The following is a 14,721-nucleotide window of genomic DNA, read 5'->3' as shown; positions in this document are numbered from 1 at the left end:
GAAATCACGAAGCCAGTGCCCTGAGCGCCGAAACCACCATGTTGGCTGTAACGGGCATCGGCTCGTTGTGAATAATCTCGCCTTCGCGGGTGGCGCGCCTTGCGACGATACCGAGTTTTTCTTCCGTCACCTCAGTTATGCCGATGTCGGACAGGCGGGTGGGAAGGCGCACCGTTTGACAAAAGCTGCGTACGCGCTCGAATTCTTCTGTTTCGCCAGCAATGAGCAGTCCCGCCAGCACGCCGATCGCGACCTTTTCGCCATGCAGATGATGGTGCACGTCATCCAGTTCGCAAAGGCCATGGTGAATGGCGTGGGCGGCTGCAACGCCGCCGGATTCAAAGCCAATGCCCGACAAAAGAATGTTGGCTTCAACGATGCGTTCCAGCGCCGGGCCCGTCTCGTTGCGGTCGCATTGCGCAAGTGCTTCTTCACCGAAGGCAAAGATTTCATCCCGGCATCTGGAGGCAATGGCAAAAGCCAGATCGGCGCCGGGCAGACCCATGCAGTTCGCCGCACCACTTCGGCGGCAGGCCTCGGCCTCATAGAAGGTGGCAAGTGCATCGCCAATCCCCGCCGCCAGATAGCGGGAGGGAGCGCGCGCGATCAGCAGCGTATCGACGAGGACGAGATCGGGATTGCGCGGCAGGAACAGATCATAGGCAACCGTACCATCATCGCGATAAACCACGGCAAGCGCACTGCACGGCGCGTCGGACGCGGCAATTGTCGGCACGACGACAACCGGAAGGCCGAGCCGGTGAGCGACAGCCTTGGCCGTATCGAGCACCTTGCCACCGCCGATCCCGACGATCAGGTCTGAGGACGATGTGGCGGCCAGTTTCTGGACATGCTCCACTTCCGTTTCCGAACACTCGCCGCCGTGTCTGACAGCCACTGGCTGCATAGCCTCGCCGAAGGCGGAACGCAGGCGCGGTTCCAGTTCCGCGAAAAGAAACCCGTCCAGAAGCGCCAAAGGTTCGACGCCAAGTTCGCGACTGTGCTGCCCCAGTTGCGCGAAGACATTGGGCCCCTGGATATAGCGGCCCGGAAAACGAATGCCATGGACGGAAGACAGGTTGCTCATGAAGCCTCTCCGATCCGCACCACGATTTTCCCCAATACGTTACGTTCGCGCATGTTCTTGAGTGCATCGACCGCCTCGTCCAGCGCAATGACCTGCTCGATCATCGGGTCGATTTTCTTTTGCTGCAAAAGCGCCAGCATGGCGTCGCCCATCACGGCGAAGTCTCGCTGGGTGGGAACATGCCCGGCGGCATAGGCGCCGCCCAGCGCCACCTCATGGATGGAAGCGGCATAGGTATAGGGCGGAACGTCACGCAAAACCGGCATGGGATCGATGCAGAGCAGATGCCCGTTATAGCGGATCAGATCAAGTGACTGCCGCGCATCGCCGGGATTGGCGACCTCCAGCATGATATCGGCTCCGTAACCATCGGTGAGGGCGTGCACTTGTTGCTTCAGATCTTTTGCATGGCGGTCCATAACATGATCCGCGCCAAGCGATCTTACGCGCGGTTCCTGATCCTTACGCGCCAGAGCGATGACCGTCGCGCCTTTGGATTTGGCGATCTGCATGGCAAAGCCGCCCACGGCGCCGCTCGCGCCCTGAACAAGTACGGTCTGCCCTGCTTCCACGTGCGCCTTGCGCACCAATGCCTGATAGGCCGTCAGGCCGGCACAGGGTAGCGCCGCCGCAGACGTCGCCGCTATGTCGTCTGGCAATAGGGACAGGACGTGGCTGTCAGCCAGTGCAAATTCGGCCAAAACGCCCTGCCGGTTAAGGTCGCTGTGCCATAGGACTCGATCCCCCACGTTCCAGCCCGTCACGTCCGGTCCCAGACTGTCGATCACGCCTGCGCCATCAAGGCCAACCACATGCGCGCCGGTTCCTTGCCACCATGGCGCAAAGCCGGTCGCAAGTTTCCAGTCCACGGGATTGAGCGATGCCGCCTCAACGCGGACGCGGACCTGCCCTTTAGAAGGTTGTGGACGCGGAATCCGGCGCAGGCTGACACCCTCCATCTTCTCGTCCGGCGCATCGCAAACGACGGCCCACATCAATGGCTCGCCTGAAACATGTAACATGTTAGAAATTTCTGCACTGCGGTCGGGATTTGTCATGCCGTCACTCGTCCATCAGACCGGCGTAATAGACTTCAGAATAGCCGATGTGCTGGCGCAGGAGTTTGCGCACCGCTTCCACATCATTGGCTTCGATTGCATCGCGCAATCCCTTATGCTCGCTGAGCGAATGTTCGACATGCTGCGGCTGTTGGCTGAAACGCGTGCGGAGCGCGGCAAAGCGGCTATTAACCTTGCTGGTGAATGTTTCCTCCAGGAAAGGCGAACATGCACTTTCCACGAACAGAAGATGCAACCGCGTATCGAGCTTTTGATATTCATCAATTGCCCCGCGTTGGGCGCAATCGACCATCTCGTCATAAATCTCGCTGACGCTGCGCTGCAACACACGCAGGCTGCGCTGCATGGCAAGAGAAATTGCCTCAAGTTCCAGCGCCGTGCGCAGCTCGGACAGAGCCTGAAGCTCCTGCGGCGTCGGCTTGAAAACAAAAGTTCCAGACTGCGCCCGGATTTCAATCAGCCCTTCTGCTTCGAGGCGGATATAAGCGGACCGGATCGGCGCCTTCGTGACCTGATAAAGTTCCGAAAGCTGGCCCTCCGAAATCTTCTCGCCCAGCGCAAATTCGTTGTTGACGATATCGGCGCGCAGTCGTTCCAGCACGATCTCGGATACCGGTTTCGGTCGGACGATTTTGGCAATCGTTTTCTTGGATCTCATATCATCCTGCCCGCTTGCTACCCATGGCGCCGGTCACAGTACCGGCCATGGCTTCAACTGCCTTTGCCGCGATCACAAGTGTCGTCGAGTTGGTATTGCCACTGATGATATTTGGCATTGCGGAAGTATCGCCGATTCGCAAGCCCTCGACACCCATCACTTTGAGATCGCTGGTGACAACCGCATTCGGATCGTCCTCGCGCCCCATTCGCGCTGTACCGACCGGATGATAAACGGTTTTGACGAATGCCCTTGCATGTTTGGCCAGCTCTTCATCCGTATCCTTGCCGGTGCCCGGAAAGATTTCGCGGTCGACCATATGCTTGAGCGGCGCCGAATTCAGCACCCTGCGCGCCTGACGCAAGCCCGCGACAGACAGGCGCAGATCTTCCGAATCGGACAGATAATTCGGGTTCACCAGGGGCTGTTCGTCAGCCCTTCCAGAATTCAGCCGTACCGTTCCCCTGGACGCCGGACGCAACACACAGGAATTGATGGTGACGCCATAGCTCGGCTTCAGATCGGTTGTGCCCCGGTCGAGATAAACCGACGGAATACAGAACTGCTGTATCTTCGCGTCGTTGGAGAAATCATCCGGGTCGAAGAACGAACCGGCTTCCACCCCGTTCGATGTGACAGGACCGCTTTTGAACAGAAGATATTGCAGGCCATTGCGGATCTGGTTCCAGCCCCTATCCTGCCCGAAATAGCCGTATTTGCCGTTGCAGAAGGCAAGCACCGGCACCTCGGTGTGATCCTGAAGGTTTTCACCGACGCCCGCTCGATCTAGCACAACATCGATGCCGTGCGCCTTCAGATGCTGTTGCGGACCGATGCCCGACAGCATCAGGATTTTCGGCGTGGCGATGGCCCCGGCGCAAAGCACCACTTCCTTTTGCGCCTCGATCTCGGTTACGGCATTGCCACGCGAGAATATTACGCTCTTTGCACGTCCGTTTTCGATGCGCACGCGATGAACGAGGCTGCCGCTTGATATATCGATGAGCCCCGTTTTCGTCGCCGGATAGAGGAAAGCATCGGCTGCCGAACAGCGTCGACCATTATGCGTGTTGAGCTGGAAAAAACCCGCTCCGGTCTGCTGACCGCGATTGAAGTCAGCCTTGAAGGGCAGGCCTGTGGCCTGCGCTGCCTGCACATAAGCCCGCGACAACTCATTGACATGCAACGGGTCGGAGACTTTCATCGGTCCTTCGCTGCCATGCAGATCGTCGTTGAAACGGTTATTGCCTTCAATGGCGCGAAAAAGTGGCAGCAGTCGCTCGTAACGCCAGCTCTCGTCGCCGGTCGCCTCCACCCAGCGGTCGTAATCGGTGGACTGGCCACGGATATAAACCATCGCATTGACCGAAGACCCGCCGCCGATGACGCGGCCGGACGGAATGACCGGTGTGCGTCCATTGAGCTGTTCCTGTCGTACCGACTGGAAAAACCACATATAGCGCGCAGCATTCAGCAACTTCACATAACCTGCCGGCATCTGGATCAGCGGATTGCGATCCGATCCGCCCGCTTCGAGAACCAGAACACTTGCGCCCTGCTCGGCCATTTTAGCCGCGATATAGGAACCGGACGTGCCGCCACCGACGACGATATAATCATAAGCCTTGCGCGTCATTTGAACTGGTCTTCCTTTGCCGCATGAAACAGAAGCAGTTGCGACGGATCGATGGAAATCGTGATCGCCTCACCGCGTTCCACACGAATATCCGGCGCTGTAACGATGGATATGCGGGTCGCGCCGACATCGGCAAAGACAATGCTGTGATCCTGCAATTCCTCGGTAATGAAGGCTTTGGCTTTCAACTGGATCGGACCATGCGCGCCGAGTTTCAGGAAATGCGGTCGCACGGCGATCTGTCCCTGCGGCCCGACCTCTTGCAGACGCGGCAGCAGATGGTCCGGCAGATCGATATGATTGCCCTCCACATCCAGTGCACGGTTAGAGGCTGCCTTATAGGGGAGAAAATTGATCGGCGGCTCGCCGACAAATCCCGCCACAAAGGCATTTTTCGGGCGTTGATAAATCTCCGATGGGACGTCGAATTGCTGGATATTGCCGTTGCTCATCACCATGATGCGGTCGGCGAGCGCAAGAGCCTCTTCCTGATCATGGGTCACATAGATCATCGTATGGGCGAATTCCTGATGGATCGCCTTGATGAACCGCCGCATGCGATAACGCTGACGCGTATCGAGATGGCTGATAGGCTCGTCCAGCAAAAAGACCGACGGCTTTCTGACCAAGGCGCGCGCCAGTGAAACACGCTGCGCCTGCCCCGACGACAGACCGCCCGGACGCAACGAGAGCAAAGACTCCAGCTCCATCTTGGATGCGATGTCGCGCACACGCTTTTTTACCTCCGCATCGCTCATGCCGGATGCGCGCAGGGGAAAGGCGATGTTTTCGAAAACGGTAATCGGCGCATAGAGTGCGTAATTCTCAAAGCTCATGGCGACGTTGCGATCGCGAGCGCGCACATCGTTGACCTTTTTACCGTCGAAATAAATGGCGCCATCCGAGACAGTTTCAAGGCCAGCGATCATGCGCATGGTCGAGGACTTGCCGCAGCCGGAAGGCCCCAAAATAGCAACGAATTCACCGTCATTAATCTCAAAATTCAGCGGGTGCACGGCTTCCACGGTGCCGTATCGCTTGACGAGGTTTTCCGCTCTTATCGATGCCATGTGTCAGGCCCTTCCTTCCAGAGCCTTTTCGCCCTGGAACAACTGAAACTTGCCGGGATCGATTGCAACGCCGACCCTGTCACCAGCGCGCACAGAGGTCGTTGTCGGCAGCGATATCGACACCTGATCCCCACCCACATTGACGACGGCAATATTCGCATAACCAAGATGCTCGACGACGCTGACCTGCCCTGCAATCGTGCCGGACTTACCTGCTTCGCCAAGCGAAACCGCTTCCGCCCGGAAGCCGGCCTTGAGATCATCCAGCTTGCTGAAGCGGCTGAAATGTTCATCGGAGACAATCTTTTCACCGGCCAGGCTTGTCAGTCCGACGCTCTTGCCTTCGCCTGTCACACGCACGGAAACGAAACTCATTGGGGGATCGCCAATGAAGGAGGCAACAAAAGCGTTTTCGGGCCTGTGGTAAAGCTCCGCAGGGGTTCCAACCTGTTCCAGCTTGCCCAGATTGAGCACCGCGATGCGGTCGCCGAGCGCCAATGCCTCACGACTGGAGGTGGTGGTGAACACCACGGTCGCATTGAGGTCTTGCGCAAGCGCCTTGAGTTCAGCCCGCATCTGGTGACGCAGCTTTGCGTCAAGGTGGCCGATGGGTTCGTCCAGAAGATAAATGTCGGCCGGGCGGATGATAGCGCGTCCCAAAGCCACGCGCTGACGCTGCCCGCCAGACAGGAAGCCCGGACGGCGATCGAGCAGATGGCCGATGCCGAGCATCACCGAGACCCGCTTCACCCTGTCTTCGACTTCCGCACGCGACATCTTGCGCGCCTTGAGCGGAAAGGCGAGGTTTTCGCCGACGCTCAGATGCGAATAAAGCGCGTAATTTTCAAACGCCATCGCAGCATCGCGCCGTTCGGGCGGCAGCGGCAACAGGGAAACGCCGTCGCGCTGAATATCGCCCGATGTCGGCCTGGTGATGCCGCCCAAAAGGTTGAGCATCGTTGACTTTCCGGCACCTGCTGGACCGTAGAGAACGAAGAAGCTACGCTTTTGAATATCCAGATTGATCTTGCGCAGCGCAACCGTTCGCAAGCCGTAACGTTTATGGACGTTGACAAAACTATACATGGTCAGTCCACCTCTTTCATGAGGGCGGCGATTTCAGCTTCGGCCAGCGCACGCTCCTTGCGGCAGCTTTGACGGGCGAAAATGAAGAAGCCAATGGCGAGTATGGCGGCGACGATATTCATGATCGTGACCGAAAACCCACGGTCAGGAAAATGTGCTTCAAGAAAGCAGAGCCAGAAGAAGACAACGCCGATGTAGATCATCACGGACTTGAAGCCCGCATCCCAGATTTGTGAGAAAGACATCGTTACCCCCTCACCGCGCCGAAAGTCAGTCCGCGGACCATATAGCGCTGCATCAAAAGGACGAAGAGAAGCATCGGCGCGACCGAGATCGTTGCCGCTGCTGCGACGGGACCCCAGAGAATGCCTTGCAGGGTGAAGAAGCTTTCAACGCCGACCGTCACCGTCGAGGCAAATTTGCGGGTGAGAATGTAGGCGAAGAGGAACTCGTTCCAGCAAAAAATCAGGGTGAAAACCGTGGTCACGGCAATGCCGGGTGCAGCCAGCGGTAACGTCACCTTGCGCAGTACTTTCATGCGACTGAGACCGTCCATACGCGCCGACTGTTCCAGTTCACGCGGAATGTCCTGAAAGAAGCTGACCAGAAGCCAGATGGCGAACGGCAGATTGAACATCACATAGGACACGATCAATGCGCCATGCTGGTCGAGCCCCAAATGCATGAACTTGCCAAATCCGGTGCGCCCGATATCGCGAAAGATCAGAAAATAAGGCAGGATCACCGCAATGGCTGGCATCATCTTGGTGGACAGGATGAAGAACAGCACATGACCATCGCCAACATTATAACGGGCGAAACTGTAAGCCGCGAGCGAGCCGACAACGATCACGATTGCAGTCGAGATCACCGAAATGATGAGCGTATTGCGCACATAGAAAAGGAACCCCTTGTCAAAGAGCGCATGCTGGTAGTTTTCCAGTGTCGGCGTGAAGAAAAACTGGGGTGGCGACACCATGATCGCCGATTCCGGCTTGAAGCTCGTCAGCAGCATCCAGAAAATCGGAAAGAAAAAGAACAGAAGTACGACAAAGATCGCCGCATAGCGCAGAATTTCTTTCAGTGGTGATGTCTTGTGTTGCAACATCTCATGCCTCCCCTGCACGATCGGTGAACTGCTTGAGCAAAGGCTTGAGCGCGAAGATTGACGCCACAAGCATCACGTAAAGGAAAAAGACAGCCATGGTCGAAGCATAGTCCATGCGGAAAAGCTTCAAGCCTGTGCGATAGAGATAGAAGGTCATGGTTTCCGTCGAGGTGCCAGGACCACCCTGCGTCAGCACCGCGACCGCATCATAGAGACGAACGCAATCAATGGTCCGCAGCACGAGAATCAGGAACAGAACCGGCTTGAGCAATGGAAAGGTCAACGTGCGCAGGACGCGCCATGTGGATGCGCCGTCCAGTTCGGCAGCCTCGAAAGGTTCCTTGGGCAGCGCCTGAAGCCCGGCCAGCACGATCAGGGCCACAAAGGGCGTCCACTGCCAGACGTCAAAAATAATGACGGACCAGAGCGCGATATTGAAATCGCCGAGCCAGTTGGGCTCCGGCAGACCGAAGGCGCCCAGCACCCAGTTTACGACGCCGAACTGCGTATCATAGAGGTAGCGCCAGAACAGCCCCGTCACGGCAGCCGAAGTCGCCAGAGGCAGGATCATGATCGATCGGATGAGGCCCTTGCCATAGCTCGCCCCGTGGATGAGAAACGCAATCGCTATGCCGAACGACATTTGCAGGCCGACCGATACGATGGTGAATTTCAGCGTGATCCAAGCCGCAGCCCAGAAGGCCTGGTCGGCAAATATCGTGCGGAAATTGTCGAGTCCGACATAGTCTCCCAGCTTGCCGCGTGAGAGGTCGGCAAAACGGAAAGATACGTCCACCGCATAATAAAGCGGCAACAGCGCGAAGATAACGATGACAAGCATCGCGGGAACGATAAGCAGGACCGAGAATGCGCGGTCGGACGCCACCTTTGCAGGTGGAGCATGATAACTGTTCATGACAGGAACCCGGACTGTTTCTGAGTAGGGGTACCGGAGCGGCCTGCGGGTGCCCTCAAGGCAAAAGCCGCTCCGATGTATATCAGACATTTCCGACGGGGCGCTCAACGCTTCCGCGAAATATGCCAACTGATCGGTCGGTCGGAACATGTCCCGACCCCGACCATATTTACTTGCCGATGGGGCAAGGACCACCGCAAATCTTCTCGACTTCAGTCGCAAGGCTTTCAGCCGCCTGCCGCGCGGTCAACTGACCGGCCGCCGCTGACTGCAACGGAATTTGCATCGTGTTGTAGATCTTGGCGCCAAATGGCGAGGAGACGAGATTGGACGTGAAACCGTTCATGCTCTCGAAGACCTTGGCCAGCGTTGCATATTCGCCATTGGTCTTGCGCGCTTCCGGCGTCTGGAATTTCGGATCGGTCAGGATCGACATGAGGGTGGTCGCACCGCCATAGGATGCAAACTTCGCCTGCGCTTCCGGTCCTCCGATATGGGCAATGAACTTCATTGCCATATCTGGATTTGCCGAACTCGACGAAACCGCCAGAAGGAAGCCGCCGACATAAGACATTTTACCCGGTGCCTCCGCGACGGCCATTTTCGCTCCGGGCACGCTTTCCTCGGTTTTGACCGCATTTGGCCATTGGTCGAGGAAGAAGTCATGCGTCATCGCAATCTGGCCGTCGCGCATCTGGTTCATGACACCGTCATAGGTGACGGTCAAAGCCGCGGGAGGCGCGAATTTCAGAAGTTCGATATAATCGGACAGGACCTTCTCGACGTCATCGACAGGAACCTTGCCCTCACTGTTCAGCCAGTCGGACTTCATGTCCCACAAAGGCGCCGATAACTCGTCCTGAATGTCGGGAAAACGACCGGCCATCAGACCGACACCGTAGAAGTCTTTTTTCAGAACTTCACCTTTCAGTTTTTCGCCCGCTTTGCGCGTGAAAAACTCGGCCATGTCGCGATGCTGCTTCCAGTCGGCGGGCTTCGCCAGCTCGTAGCCATATTTGGCTTTAAAGGCGGCCTGCTCCGCTGGATCTTCCCAAAGGTCGGCGCGATAGAAGAAGCCCGAGGAATAGGTATAATAAGGCAATCCCCACAGATCGTCCTTATAACGGATCGTCATATTGGCGAGAGTGGGGTGAATATCGTCAATGATGCTTTGCTTGTCTTTCAGAAAATCCGTCATCGGCAGAATGAAGCCGTTATCTGCAAACTCCGCATATTCCGCGTTGTTGAGCGTCACGACATCATAAGCGCCGGTCTGCCCCACCATCTCGATAACCTGTTTGTTATAGAGCTGGGAATTATCAATGTTGATGACATTGACCTTGGCGCATTCCTTTTCCTGAAAGTCATTGACGAGTTGCGCCATGGCGTCGGTGTAAAAGCCTGCAATGGTAGACCAGGTGATCTCGACGCGATCCGCGTCGGAACAGGCAGCTGAAGCCGGACTGGACAAGGCAATAAGACAAAGCGCGCTCGCGCCCAGAAGATAATTTTGCATGATTTCCTCCCATTTCTTAATTAGACATGTAACATGTCAGATTGAGAGTCAAGACGGTATTTTCGTGCTATTACGGATTTGAAATCCTGCCCTGCATGGCGATCGCTTCAAAGTCAGGCGGCATGAAATCCCATGTCGCAGCTGGGGCCTGGCAGAACTGCCGCGCCTCCTCCGCAGAATGAGGTGCACCTTTGCCGTCGGGAGATTAGCCGGCAAATTGATAATCACGGCGTTCTGCGCGCCGTAATTTGTTCACCACGGCGACTGGGTGCCGTTTCAAGGGCCTGTAAGTTGTCGACGGCACTTATGAAATGACAGACCGAAGGCATCTTCGCCGCGTCGAGTCATTGACTTTTTTCAATTGTGACAGTTAAAAACGCTCAAAATTCCTTCAATGGACCATTCACAAGCGGCTATTTCGACCGCTACATCGCGTTAGTAATCAAGAGTAAATCATGGCAAACGAAGATCTCGAAGCTCGGCACTTAGAGACCTTGGATCGAGATTTGGGCCGTTTCGCCAACCTCGAAACGGCAGCGAGTTACGTTTCACGTCCGCTCGTGGCACCGGGCGTGGCGCTGGTATTTATCATCCTTGCAGGGCTTGGCGCGGCCATGCTGCTCGGTCAGACCAGCCAGACGCTGATTGTCGTCGCCGCGGCCGTTTTTGGCGCCTATATGGCCTTGAACATCGGCGCTAATGATGTGGCCAACAATATGGGCCCTGCCGTCGGTGCCAATGCGTTGAGCATGGGCGGCGCGATTGCGATTGCCGCGGTGTTTGAAAGTGCGGGTGCGCTCATCGCGGGGACTGACGTCGTGTCCACCGTGGCGACGGGCATCATCGCGCCAGATACGCTCGCCACCCCGATGATGTTCATCTGGGCAATGATGGCGGCGTTGCTTGCCTCTGCCCTCTGGGTTAACCTCGCGACATGGATCGGTGCGCCTGTCTCGACCACTCATGCGGTTGTCGGCGGGGTCGTCGGAGCGGGTGTCGTCGCGGCAGGCCTCGGCGCAGTCAATTGGTCCCAGATGGCGGCCATCGCGGCAAGCTGGGTTATTTCGCCCGTGTTGGGCGCTATCATAGCGGCTGGTTTTCTTTGGCTGATCAAGGCCCGTATCGTCTATCGCGCGGATAAAATTGCTGCGGCTCGCGTCTGGGTGCCCATCCTTGTGGGGCTCATGGCGGGGACCTTTGCAACCTATCTGATCATGAAAGGACTGAAGCAGCTGATCGACGTGTCGATCGGGGTAGCCTTGATTATCGGATTGGCATTTGGCATCGGAAGCTGGATTGCCTTGATCCCGGTCATTCGCCGCCAGTCCCGGGGCCTCGAAAACCGTAACAAGTCGCTTAAAGTCCTGTTCAGCATTCCGTTGGTCGTTTCGGCTGCTTTGCTCAGCTTTGCCCACGGCGCGAATGATGTCGCCAATGCTGTCGGGCCACTCGCGGCAATTGTCCAGACATCACAGACCGGTACGCTAACTGAAGGCGTTGTAATACCACTCTGGGTCATGCTGATTGGAGCCTGCGGCATTTCCTTCGGCTTGTGTCTATTTGGTCCCAAACTCATTCGCATGGTTGGCAATCAGATCACAAAGCTGAACCCGATGAGGGCCTATTGCGTCTCACTCTCAGCCGCAATCACGGTCATTCTCGCCAGCTGGCTGGGGTTGCCCGTCAGCTCGACCCACATTGCCATCGGTGCGATCTTTGGGGTCGGCTTTTTCCGCGAATGGGACACAGAACGGCGGTTGAAGAAAGCACGCCAGGCTCTACCACTGAATTCTGTTCCCGTAGAAGAGCGTCGCCGTCGCAAGCTGGTTCGCCGTTCGCATGCACTGACCATTGCTGCCGCCTGGGTAGTGACTGTCCCCGCCGCCGCGATCCTCTCCGCCATCCTGTTTGCGCTGCTGAACCAAATCTCCGCTGGAGTCTCCTGACCAGACCAAAAAACTCTGTCTCCTTGACCCGCCGAGGACAGTAATCGCCGCTTAGCTCCAACACATGGAACCTCAGCTGGTCTGGCCGGTTATCCTTGATGCGTGCGAGGAGGAGAGTGGCAATTGAGCGATTTCGATCTTTACTACTGGCCAGTACCATTCCGCGGCCAGTTCATTCGAGGAATTCTGGCTTATGCTGAATGTTCCTGGGATGAACATGATTTCGGCGAGATTGAAGAAGTCATGCGCCTTGATGTCGAGGAGCAGCCGATCGCATTTATGGGCCCACCGGTGCTGATTGATCGTCCGCGCAATTTTGCGGTGTCACAAATGCCCGCGATCGCCATGTACCTCGGAGAAAGGCTGGAACTCCTGCCAACAACAATCGAAAAACGAGCACTGACAGCCAAGATTGTAAACGATGCGAACGACGTCATCGATGAACTGACGCTCGACGGCGGGCGTGAAATGTGGACGCGTGAAAAATGGACCGAATTCGTTCCCCGACTACGCCAATGGCTCCGCATTTTTCAAGATACTGGCAAGCGAAACGGGCTTAAAGTCGATACAGGATTTATGCTTGGAACTGAAAAGCCCGGCATCGCCGACATCGTGACTTCTATCGTTTGGTCTACGATGGCCGACAGGTTCGCTACAATTGAGACCATAATCAAAGATACCTCACCGATGATATGGGGTCTTTCCAAGCGGATGCAGGAGATACCGTCGCTGGCTGCGCTGGATACCAAAAGCTTCAATGATTATGGCGATGCCTATTGCGGCGGAGAAATCGAGAAGTCGCTTCGGAAAGTCGCGACCTAGAGCGGTTCCGGTTCAAACGAAATCGGGGAATCGCTCTATCTATTTGTTTTTACGCATTATCCCACATGCAGGCCCGGTGCTTCCTGTCCTGTGCTTTCGACATATTCGGTATAGCCGCCACCATATTGCTGAATGCCATCCGGCGTGAGTTCCAGCACGCGATTGGAAAGCGCCGCCAGAAAACGACGATCATGCGATACGAAAAGCATCGTCCCTTCATAAGATGAAAGCGCTTTGATAAGCATTTCCTTGGTGTCGAGATCCAGATGGTTCGTCGGCTCATCGAGTACGAGGAAGTTCGGCGGATCGAACAGCATCGCGGCCATGACCAGCCGCGCTTTTTCACCACCGGACAGCACCCGGCATTTCTTCTCGATATCATCCCCGGAGAAGCCGAAGCAGCCAGCTAGCGCGCGCAATGGAGCCTGCCCTGCCTTTGGAAAACGCTGCTCCAGCCATTCGAGAATAGTGCTATCGCCGTCCAGAATATCCATCGCGTGCTGCGCAAAATAGCCAAGTTTCACGCTGGCGCCGAGATTCACAATCCCCTGATCGGGTTCCGCTGCACCTGCGACAAGCTTCAGCAGCGTCGATTTACCGGCGCCATTGACGCCCATAATGCACCAACGCTCACGGCGGCGAACCATGAAATCCAGTCCGTCATAGATCGTGCGGCTACCATAGGTTTTGTTGACGCCCTTGAGACTGACCACGTCTTCTCCCGAACGCGGAGCGGGCGCGAAGTCGAAAGCAACCGTCTGGCGCCGACGCGGTGGCTCCACACGGTCAATTTTTTCAAGCTTCTTCACACGGCTCTGCACCTGCGATGCATGAGATGCGCGCGCCTTGAAACGCTCAATGAACTTTATTTCTTTGGCCAGCATTGCTTGCTGACGCTCGAACTGGGCCTGTTGCTGCTTTTCGTTCAGCGCACGCTGGCCTTCATAAAAGGCATAATCACCCGAATAGGAATTAAGCGAGCCGCCATCGATTTCGATAATCTTGGTGACGATGCGGTTCATGAATTCGCGATCATGCGATGTCATCAACAGCGCGCCATCGTAGTTCTTGAGGAAAGCTTCGAGCCAGATCAGGCTTTCAAGATCAAGATGGTTGCTTGGTTCGTCGAGCAGCATCACATCAGGACGCATCAGCAAAATACGGGCAAGCGCAACGCGCATTTTCCAGCCGCCGGATAATTTGCCGACATCGCCATCCATCATTTCCTGACTGAAACTCAAGCCAGCCAGAACTTCACGCGCCCGGCCGTCCAGACCGTACCCGTCGAGTTCCTCATAGCGGGCCTGAACCTCGCCATAGCGCTCGATGATCGCATCCATCTCATCGAGCCGATCGGGATCGCACATGGCCGCTTCAAGTTCGCGCAGTTCCCCAGCAACAATGCTGACTGGCCCGGCGCCATCCATGACTTCGGCAACCGCCGAACGTCCACCCATTTCGCCGACATTCTGGTTGAAATAACCAATTGTCACGCCTTTTTCGACCGTGACCTGACCTTCATCCGGCAGTTCTTCACCGGTGATCATACGGAAAAGCGTTGTTTTGCCAGCGCCATTTGGCCCGACAAGACCAATCTTTTCACCACGGTTCAATGCGGCGGAGGTTTCGATAAACAGAATGCGATGGCTATTCGACTTGCTGATATTGTCGATACGGATCATGAGTGTGGGAGGCCTTGTGATAACTTGGCCTTCCTATGGCATGCCTTGCTCGCGCTGTCACGGGGCACCGCGCAACCCGCGTCGCTAATTTCTTTCTTAATACAGGAACGGGCAA

At 56.4% G+C, this 14,721-nt stretch carries 13 protein-coding genes; 2 read left to right on the top strand and 11 right to left on the bottom strand.

Going from position 1 to position 14,721, the window contains the following annotated elements; all coding sequences use genetic code 11:
- Window positions 1-4 precede the first annotated feature (4 nt).
- From HWD97_RS04080 to HWD97_RS04035, 10 genes are all read right to left on the bottom strand, one after another.
- Window positions 5-1,087, bottom strand: a complete 1,083-nt coding sequence (locus tag HWD97_RS04080) for a glycerol dehydrogenase (protein WP_371834755.1) — start codon at window positions 1,085-1,087, stop codon at window positions 5-7.
- Window positions 1,084-2,082 carry a zinc-binding dehydrogenase gene (locus HWD97_RS04075; RefSeq protein WP_371834754.1) on the bottom strand — a complete coding sequence of 333 codons (999 nt, stop codon included), beginning with the start codon at window positions 2,080-2,082 and terminating at the stop codon, window positions 1,084-1,086. The genes HWD97_RS04080 and HWD97_RS04075 overlap by 4 nt, the downstream gene beginning before the upstream one ends.
- Window positions 2,083-2,149: 67 nt before the next feature.
- Window positions 2,150-2,824 carry a GntR family transcriptional regulator gene (locus tag HWD97_RS04070; RefSeq protein ID WP_109365621.1) on the bottom strand — a complete coding sequence of 225 codons (675 nt, stop codon included), beginning with the start codon at window positions 2,822-2,824 and terminating at the stop codon, window positions 2,150-2,152.
- 1 nt (window position 2,825) lies between these two features.
- A complete protein-coding gene (locus tag HWD97_RS04065) occupies window positions 2,826-4,460 on the bottom strand; it encodes a GMC family oxidoreductase (RefSeq protein ID WP_109365620.1) in 1,635 nt (544 codons plus the stop codon).
- Window positions 4,457-5,530, bottom strand: coding sequence for an ABC transporter ATP-binding protein (locus HWD97_RS04060; RefSeq protein ID WP_109365619.1), 1,074 nt, complete (start codon window positions 5,528-5,530; stop codon window positions 4,457-4,459). Before HWD97_RS04060 ends, HWD97_RS04065 begins: the two co-directional genes overlap by 4 nt.
- A gap of 3 nt (window positions 5,531-5,533) precedes the next feature.
- Entirely contained in the window at window positions 5,534-6,616 is a 1,083-nt protein-coding gene (locus tag HWD97_RS04055) for an ABC transporter ATP-binding protein (protein ID WP_371834753.1), read from the bottom strand.
- A 2-nt stretch (window positions 6,617-6,618) separates the two neighbouring features.
- Entirely contained in the window at window positions 6,619-6,861 is a 243-nt protein-coding gene (locus HWD97_RS04050) for a hypothetical protein (RefSeq protein WP_109365617.1), read from the bottom strand.
- 2 nt (window positions 6,862-6,863) lie between these two features.
- Window positions 6,864-7,724: a carbohydrate ABC transporter permease gene (locus HWD97_RS04045; RefSeq protein WP_371834752.1), complete on the bottom strand. Its 861-nt coding sequence runs from the start codon at window positions 7,722-7,724 to the stop codon at window positions 6,864-6,866.
- 1 nt (window position 7,725) lies between these two features.
- Window positions 7,726-8,640 (bottom strand): carbohydrate ABC transporter permease, encoded by a 915-nt coding sequence (locus HWD97_RS04040; protein ID WP_109365615.1) that lies wholly within the window; start codon window positions 8,638-8,640, stop codon window positions 7,726-7,728.
- Between the two features lie 169 nt (window positions 8,641-8,809).
- Window positions 8,810-10,156 (bottom strand): ABC transporter substrate-binding protein, encoded by a 1,347-nt coding sequence (locus HWD97_RS04035; RefSeq protein ID WP_109365614.1) that lies wholly within the window; start codon window positions 10,154-10,156, stop codon window positions 8,810-8,812.
- Window positions 10,157-10,611: 455 nt separating this feature from the next.
- On the opposite strand from HWD97_RS04035, the gene HWD97_RS04030 reads away from it, so the two are divergent.
- Both HWD97_RS04030 and HWD97_RS04025 read left to right on the top strand, forming a co-directional pair.
- Window positions 10,612-12,102: an inorganic phosphate transporter gene (locus HWD97_RS04030; RefSeq protein WP_109365613.1), complete on the top strand. Its 1,491-nt coding sequence runs from the start codon at window positions 10,612-10,614 to the stop codon at window positions 12,100-12,102.
- A 123-nt stretch (window positions 12,103-12,225) separates the two neighbouring features.
- Window positions 12,226-12,924, top strand: coding sequence for a glutathione S-transferase (locus HWD97_RS04025; protein ID WP_109365612.1), 699 nt, complete (start codon window positions 12,226-12,228; stop codon window positions 12,922-12,924).
- 56 nt (window positions 12,925-12,980) lie between these two features.
- On the opposite strand, the gene HWD97_RS04020 is transcribed toward HWD97_RS04025, so the two are convergent.
- Complete coding sequence (locus HWD97_RS04020; RefSeq protein ID WP_319080424.1) at window positions 12,981-14,606, bottom strand: ABC-F family ATP-binding cassette domain-containing protein; 1,626 nt, start codon at window positions 14,604-14,606, stop codon at window positions 12,981-12,983.
- Window positions 14,607-14,721 lie beyond the last annotated feature (115 nt).

This window comes from Ochrobactrum sp. C6C9 (genome assembly GCF_022627935.1).
Lineage (GTDB): Bacteria > Pseudomonadota > Alphaproteobacteria > Rhizobiales > Rhizobiaceae > Brucella > Brucella teleogrylli.
Note: the sequence above shows the minus strand (reverse complement) of the source record. Positions and strands in the feature narration are given on the sequence as shown.

Excerpts from the sequence above, each read along its gene's own strand:
- HWD97_RS04070 (WP_109365621.1), bottom strand. The coding sequence starts at position 2,824 with ATGAGATCCAAGAAAACGATTGCCAAAATCGTCCGACCGAAACCGGTA.
- HWD97_RS04045 (WP_371834752.1), bottom strand. The coding sequence starts at position 7,724 with ATGTTGCAACACAAGACATCACCACTGAAAGAAATTCTGCGCTATGCG.
- HWD97_RS04060 (WP_109365619.1), bottom strand. The coding sequence starts at position 5,530 with ATGGCATCGATAAGAGCGGAAAACCTCGTCAAGCGATACGGCACCGTG.
- HWD97_RS04020 (WP_319080424.1), bottom strand. The coding sequence starts at position 14,606 with ATGATCCGTATCGACAATATCAGCAAGTCGAATAGCCATCGCATTCTG.
- HWD97_RS04035 (WP_109365614.1), bottom strand. The coding sequence starts at position 10,156 with ATGCAAAATTATCTTCTGGGCGCGAGCGCGCTTTGTCTTATTGCCTTG.
- HWD97_RS04075 (WP_371834754.1), bottom strand. The coding sequence starts at position 2,082 with ATGTGGGCCGTCGTTTGCGATGCGCCGGACGAGAAGATGGAGGGTGTC.
- HWD97_RS04050 (WP_109365617.1), bottom strand. The coding sequence starts at position 6,861 with ATGTCTTTCTCACAAATCTGGGATGCGGGCTTCAAGTCCGTGATGATC.
- HWD97_RS04080 (WP_371834755.1), bottom strand. The coding sequence starts at position 1,087 with ATGAGCAACCTGTCTTCCGTCCATGGCATTCGTTTTCCGGGCCGCTAT.
- HWD97_RS04030 (WP_109365613.1), top strand. The coding sequence starts at position 10,612 with ATGGCAAACGAAGATCTCGAAGCTCGGCACTTAGAGACCTTGGATCGA.
- HWD97_RS04040 (WP_109365615.1), bottom strand. The coding sequence starts at position 8,640 with ATGAACAGTTATCATGCTCCACCTGCAAAGGTGGCGTCCGACCGCGCA.
- HWD97_RS04055 (WP_371834753.1), bottom strand. The coding sequence starts at position 6,616 with ATGTATAGTTTTGTCAACGTCCATAAACGTTACGGCTTGCGAACGGTT.
- HWD97_RS04065 (WP_109365620.1), bottom strand. The coding sequence starts at position 4,460 with ATGACGCGCAAGGCTTATGATTATATCGTCGTCGGTGGCGGCACGTCC.